This is a genomic window from Sodalinema sp. (assembly GCF_046483825.1).
Lineage (GTDB): Bacteria > Cyanobacteriota > Cyanobacteriia > Cyanobacteriales > Geitlerinemataceae > Sodalinema.
The window spans coordinates 1-5,740 of record NZ_JAWOCL010000106.1; the positions used below are offsets into that span (position 1 = coordinate 1).

At 48.8% G+C, this 5,740-nt stretch carries 6 protein-coding genes; 4 read left to right on the top strand and 2 right to left on the bottom strand.

Features of this window, described 5'->3' with window-relative positions:
- Positions 1-246: 246 nt before the first annotated feature.
- The gene (locus R6U67_RS06750; RefSeq protein ID WP_410251827.1) at positions 247-405 is read right to left on the bottom strand and encodes a UPF0175 family protein; all 159 of its coding nucleotides are present in this window, start codon (positions 403-405) and stop codon (positions 247-249) included.
- Between the two features lie 417 nt (positions 406-822).
- On the opposite strand from R6U67_RS06750, the gene R6U67_RS06755 reads away from it, so the two are divergent.
- The 4 genes from R6U67_RS06755 to R6U67_RS06770 all read left to right on the top strand — a co-directional run bounded on the left by R6U67_RS06755 (position 823) and on the right by R6U67_RS06770 (position 4,333).
- A complete protein-coding gene (locus R6U67_RS06755) occupies positions 823-1,428 on the top strand; it encodes a lysozyme inhibitor LprI family protein (RefSeq protein ID WP_410251828.1) in 606 nt (201 codons plus the stop codon).
- Between the two features lie 10 nt (positions 1,429-1,438).
- Entirely contained in the window at positions 1,439-2,440 is a 1,002-nt protein-coding gene (locus R6U67_RS06760; RefSeq protein ID WP_410251829.1) for an exonuclease domain-containing protein, read from the top strand.
- Positions 2,441-2,524: 84 nt separating this feature from the next.
- Positions 2,525-3,487, top strand: coding sequence for a DUF4352 domain-containing protein (locus R6U67_RS06765; protein ID WP_410251830.1), 963 nt, complete (start codon positions 2,525-2,527; stop codon positions 3,485-3,487).
- Between the two features lie 57 nt (positions 3,488-3,544).
- A complete protein-coding gene (locus tag R6U67_RS06770) occupies positions 3,545-4,333 on the top strand; it encodes a hypothetical protein (RefSeq protein WP_410251831.1) in 789 nt (262 codons plus the stop codon).
- Between the two features lie 146 nt (positions 4,334-4,479).
- On the opposite strand, the gene R6U67_RS06775 is transcribed toward R6U67_RS06770, so the two are convergent.
- Positions 4,480-5,740 (bottom strand): collagen-like protein (locus tag R6U67_RS06775; RefSeq protein WP_410251832.1); only part of this gene is annotated, 1,261 nt, incomplete at its 5' end.

Sequence of the window (5,740 nt, forward strand, 5' to 3'; positions counted from 1 at the left end):
GGAATTAGTAGGGGCGAAAAATTTTCCCCTCCTGGGAGGGGCTAGGGGTGGGTTCCCCTACAATTTTTTGTCCAATGCAACAAATTACACCCGATGGTCTAAAGACCCGCAAAATTTATAATCGTTCAATGCGCTCCAAACTAATCAGACAGCCGCTGTCAGTAATGATAACCTCTTGACTCACAGCCCTAAATCAGCCCTTAACTCGTCCGGTGAGTCAGAAAAAATCGGCACATTGTGATGGCCTCAAATTTCCATAAACGCTCGTTTCGAGTAGCCAGCAATATCCGCCGCCTGCCCAACAGATACCTTACCCACCTCATACAGCTTAACCGCAAGCAATACCTTGGTTTCCTCCACAGAAAGGGTAGAGGGCAAATCAACCTTAAACTCAGTGGTAGCCATGGGATTATCGATGCACTCGAGCCAGATCTTGATCGGATTTCCCGCATCTTATCCTCTTTTTCGATCATCTTGCCATACACCCGACTGTGGGGGCGAACAGCCGTTCGCCCCCACAGTCAAACCCCTAAGAGTGCAAACCGTTTGCGCCTGAACAATCAGCTATGATTCTTCATCGACAATCAATCCGTAACTATTCAGCGGGCGATCAGCCTAAACTAGAGTTAGAGGCAGGAAAGACCCAGGACGACAGAATAGACAACCCCCCTAGCCGGTGCAGAGAGTCTCACATTTGGTCTGGCTTGAGTTCTGGCCCTCTTGCCTAGACTGACCTAACTCTTTCAAGAGAACTCTATCCCAGAGGTTAAATGACGACAAATGGTCTCTCAAAATGCACGCCGCTCAACCCCCCACCTTACTATGGCCTCTTGGGTCGCGGTTGGGGCGATCGCCCTCCTGCTCGGCCCGGTACAACCCGCACAGTCTCAGCGGCCCACCTGTTCTCGGCCCGACACCCCAGAAAATATGGCGTTCTGTGTCAACGAAGCCTTTACCGCCGCCGATGCCGAACTCAATTGGATGTACAACGAAGTCATCAGCAATTTATCCGAACCCCGGCGCGAGTTACTGATTGATGCTCAACTTGACTGGATTAACTACCGCGATGCGGCCTGCGAGTTCGAAGTGAGTGGCCGACTCGGGTCAATCGTCCCCCTACTCGAGATCACCTGCCAGACGAGGCTCACCAACGTCCGAACCGAGGAGTTGACCGCTTACCAGTACAATTACTATCCCAATCATCGGCAGGATTTGGCAAGCCTTGAGCGCCAACATCGCTCGATTGTCAATAACTTTCGAGCTTACAGGTCAACGGCTTTGCTCGATGCCTCGGAACGCACATGGCAACAGTATCGAGACACCGTCTGTCGATTTGAACGGACGGGGGGTGGCAACGCAGCTTGGGAAAACTGTCGTATTCGCTTAACTCAGCAGCGGATTAGTGATTTAAACCTTTCGGCTCGCTAAGGTTTCCAGTATGACGACTAGGTTACTCATCCTCGACCTCGAAACCACTGGACTCGACCCGAGTTGCGATCGCGTCATCGAACTCGGGGCGATTCTCTACTCTGTTCCCCACCGCTGCGTTCTCCAGCAGCTTTCGACATTGTTTCCCGTTGATTCCAATCCAGTGGAGCGAGTCAACCGTATCTCAGCAGAGGCTTCTCAACAGGTGCCAGAACTTCCTCTTGGTATCTTCACGTCAACATTGATGCTATGGCAGAAGGACATAGATTATCTGGTTGCTCACAATGCCAACTTTGATAAACAGTGGTTTGGACGAGGAGTATTACCGGCTCTGAGTAAACCCTGGCTTTGTACCTATGAGGATTTCCGCTGGCCCGAGAATGACAAGCCGAGAAACTTGGTGCAGACCGCACTCAACCACGGTATTGGAGTTAGTCACGCTCACCGCGCTCTCACAGATTGCCAATTGATTGCGGCACTGTTTGACCGCGTGGAAAATTTTGAGGTGGTATTGCACGATGCGATCGCCCGCTCCCAGGAACCATTCGTCTATGCGATCGCTCACGTATCTTATGAAGAACGGCAGAACGCCAAGGATCAGAGGTTTCGCTGGAATGAATACATCGAACGAAAATGGGTCAAGCGTATCCGTCGCAGCGAGTTAGAGCAGGAACAGTCCCTGTATTCGTTTGACATCGAGATTGTAGAAATTCCCAAAACAGACCGACCGCCTGAACCGCCACCCCCACCTCCCCCAATGTCATTGCCTCCTGACCAGATGGCAGCAGTTTGGCAAGAGATGCTCCGCCAAATACAGTCGTTAGCAACCCGCGAATTACTGCGACAACAGGCACAACTGGTAGTCCTCAGAGACACCACAGCAACACTCTCAGTTCCCAAAGTTTTGCAGTCATTGGTGCGATCAAAACAAGCTGAAATTGAACGCGCTCTAGGCGCTGTACTCGGACAGGCGATCGCTATCACCTTGGTCGATCCTAAATCGGTTCCTTAAATCTTTAAAAAATATAACATGACTCAGTTGCTATAAAAAACATGGTAGCTTAGTGGTTATCTGGCCATACCAATACCAAGTGTCATGAAACTCTTACTTAGCGTCATAATCCTTTTCCTGACCCTAACATCTCACTTAATTGCCTTTGCTGGTGAACCCGATTTATTTACTACTTTATCACAAAACCTATTGGGCAACTATACAGAAATAGACTTCTCGGAGCTTGAGGGCGAGGCAAATTCTTGTGGTTTTTTGGGGAGTGAATCCAAATTTTTTGTCAACGTTAAAGAGGCAGAAAATTTGCCAGAACAAGTCGATCTGCTTTGTGTGGCTAGTGATGAAGTTATCTCTCAATTCCCGAGTAAGGGCGTTTTAGAGTCGTCAGATCTCTATGAGATTTTATTCAAAACTCAAGCTCTGGGAGACCTATTAGACGAAGTTGATTCAGAGATTCTTCAATTTAAAGAATTTGCAAATATTTCTGGCCCTTATATTTGGCTTGGTGGCAAAATAGAGGACGGAGATTTTGAGGATTTTGGTGGCATAGATATCTCCGTGATTCAAAAAGATGAAAAAGTTGTCTTAGTCTATTTAGCGTATATCAACAAAAAAAATCCAGATGTTGACATGAATCAAATCATTTCAGCGATTGCGGGACAGGGAGAGACATCACAACCACTTGCCTACAATTCAAGGAATTACAACGTCAGAGTCAATTCTATTGAGTATCCAGCAGAATACAATCAATTCTATGAACCTGAAGACAACCATGTTTATCTCTCATTAGATGTATCCATGAAGAATAAATCATCCGAGCTTCAGTCTGTTGGCTTAATGAGTTTTAAGCTAAAAGACGGACAAGGATTTGTGTATGAGCCGGAGTGGACAAAAATTAAAGGTCCTAAATTCCCCGTTTTTGAACGTCTCTCATCTCAAGAACAAACACGAGGATGGATAACCTTTGAGATTCCGCAATCCTCTCAAGATTTAGTTTTGGAGTACAGCGATTTTGATGAAAACTTCAAAATCCAACTTTCTTCAAACTAATAAGAAATAGCAGGGTGGCTGTCTCCAGAGAAGAGTTCTAGCAATTTTCATTCATTCGTGCCACAGGTGGCTGTAGGGGAACCCACCCCTAACCCCGACCGTGGAGGGGAGGCCGTTCGCCCTCCTCGGTGTCAGATGTCTGGCAAGGTCATTGACAAATCGTATCCAAGAGAATCAAGCAGAAACTCAATACATCTCATGCTAACTAACATCATCAAAGGCGCAGGCTGGTTAGCTAAAGCCCTGCTTAATATTTTTGTAGCCACAGCTTTTGAAGTTATCACCAAGACGATCAACAAAAATCTGGCAAAGAAAAAAATGAAAGAGCTTATCAACAACAAATATGGCTTGATAATTGAAAAATTTACTTTCTTTTATTATGAAGAAGAAAACAATCAATGTCTGGGGACTTGGAACGACGAAGATGTCGTTATGTGTTTTGGCTATGATGCCGAGTCTGACAGACTAAAAATTGGCGTTCTCCCAGGAGATGACGAGTCAGAAATTAAGCCAGAAAACCAAGAGGCTGAACCGTCTGTAGACAGCTTAATCTTAGATATATGTGAATCGCTTGACATCAATTTTGAAAATATCACGAAGGAAGAAGCTGATCTGATCGACAAAGAGCTTGTTCGCATAACTCTCGAAGATTCCTACACAGACGGTATCACCGATCTGACCTACGAACTTAATCCTGGACAAAAAGAATTTGTTACCGGCAAATTTTTTGACAAAATTGACGAAAACCATGTTAAAGTTTTTGATTTTGTGATTGAGTCTAGGGGCGAGAAAATCTATAATCGCTATAAGCTCAACGAAGAAGAATCGACCGATCTTGACGATTGATTTTCCTGTTGATACCATTTTTAAAACGTCGTGTCACAGATGGCTGTAGGGGCGAAATCTGGGACATACGATCGCGCCGAACCTCGGAAACAGCAACTCCCGAAAACCCGAACAAACTCCCCCAAAACCGCCTTAATGCTCGATGATCAATCCAGTTGCCCTTGCCAAAGTAGAGTTTGTTCCGCCTCATACTCTCCCAAACGACGAGTGACAATCAGTTCCACCTCCACTTGACTGCGAGACGTTAAATCCCGCGTCTCTAGGGGTAAACGGGACAAATCCAGAACAAAGCGGTTATAGTCCTGAGACACCAAATGAGCCGGAAGATCCCCCTCAAAGCGAGTTCGATAGTCCCGGACATGACGGAACCCGGCCCGAGACTGAGTTGAGCGAATCTTGACCGCAAACTCAGTCTCCAACACCTCCGATTGTTGAGCGGTATCGACCACAGCAATATTAAACTCCCGAGGATTGCGATTCGCATCGGCGATCGCCAACTCTGTCGCCTCACTGCGCCGTAAACTGTAATCAACAGAATAGATACTGATCTGCTCCTCCTCCTGCCAAGACCCCTGAATCCAGAGCGGTTCAGGAAGAGTCATCGCCACCGACTCATCATCATTCAAACTGACGCGAACCTCGAGATCGGCAAAATCCGACGGCCGGCGATCGCTGTTCCAGACCACCGCCACCGATCGCTCTAAACGCTCAACAAACTCCTCATACTCATCCGCAATAACCGATCCCGGCCCCAAGAGCGATCGCGCCCCCCGCCGACGAACCCAGACATTCTTCGATAAATCAATGGGGCCATCAACCCACGCCGATAACGAACGTTCCGCCGAAGGCTGTTCCGGCTCCAGAAGGGTCGTTCCCGCCACAATCCGCAACTGACCAGGGTCCCCCTCATTCCCCGCCCGTCCAGTGCGTCCTCGCCGCCCTGAACGCCCGCTGGTGCAGTAATAGCGTTGATCCTCTACAGTCCAACGGCGACGACGACAAGAACAACCCCGTCCGCCATAGCCCCCATAGCCCCCATAGCCTCCCTCACCGCCGCGAGCATCCACATAAATCTCCCGTAACGGCTCCAAATCTGAATAATACAGCGTCAGGTTCCCACCATCGCCACCATCACCGCCAGTCCCACCATCGCCACCATCACCGCCATCAGCCCCCCGCAAGTTATAGCTGGGATTACTCGGCTGAGAACAGTGATACGCATCCTCCCCCGCTCGTCCATCCTCCCCATCACGACCCGGCGTTCCCATCAGTTGCAGCGATCGCCCCCGGCCCTCCACAACCAAGGTTTGATCCGGTCCCGCTTCCCCCGAACGGCCATCACGACCGCGCATCCCGTCTCGCCCGGACGTTCCAAAAGTCCCAGCGGCGATGGCCCCGGTGGCCAAC

What these genes read in the sequence shown, in the direction of transcription:
- R6U67_RS06750 (WP_410251827.1), bottom strand. Translation starts at nt 405, where the DNA reads ATGGCTACCACTGAGTTTAAGGTTGATTTGCCCTCTACCCTTTCTGTG.
- R6U67_RS06765 (WP_410251830.1), top strand. Translation starts at nt 2,525, where the DNA reads ATGAAACTCTTACTTAGCGTCATAATCCTTTTCCTGACCCTAACATCT.
- R6U67_RS06755 (WP_410251828.1), top strand. Translation starts at nt 823, where the DNA reads ATGGCCTCTTGGGTCGCGGTTGGGGCGATCGCCCTCCTGCTCGGCCCG.
- R6U67_RS06760 (WP_410251829.1), top strand. Translation starts at nt 1,439, where the DNA reads ATGACGACTAGGTTACTCATCCTCGACCTCGAAACCACTGGACTCGAC.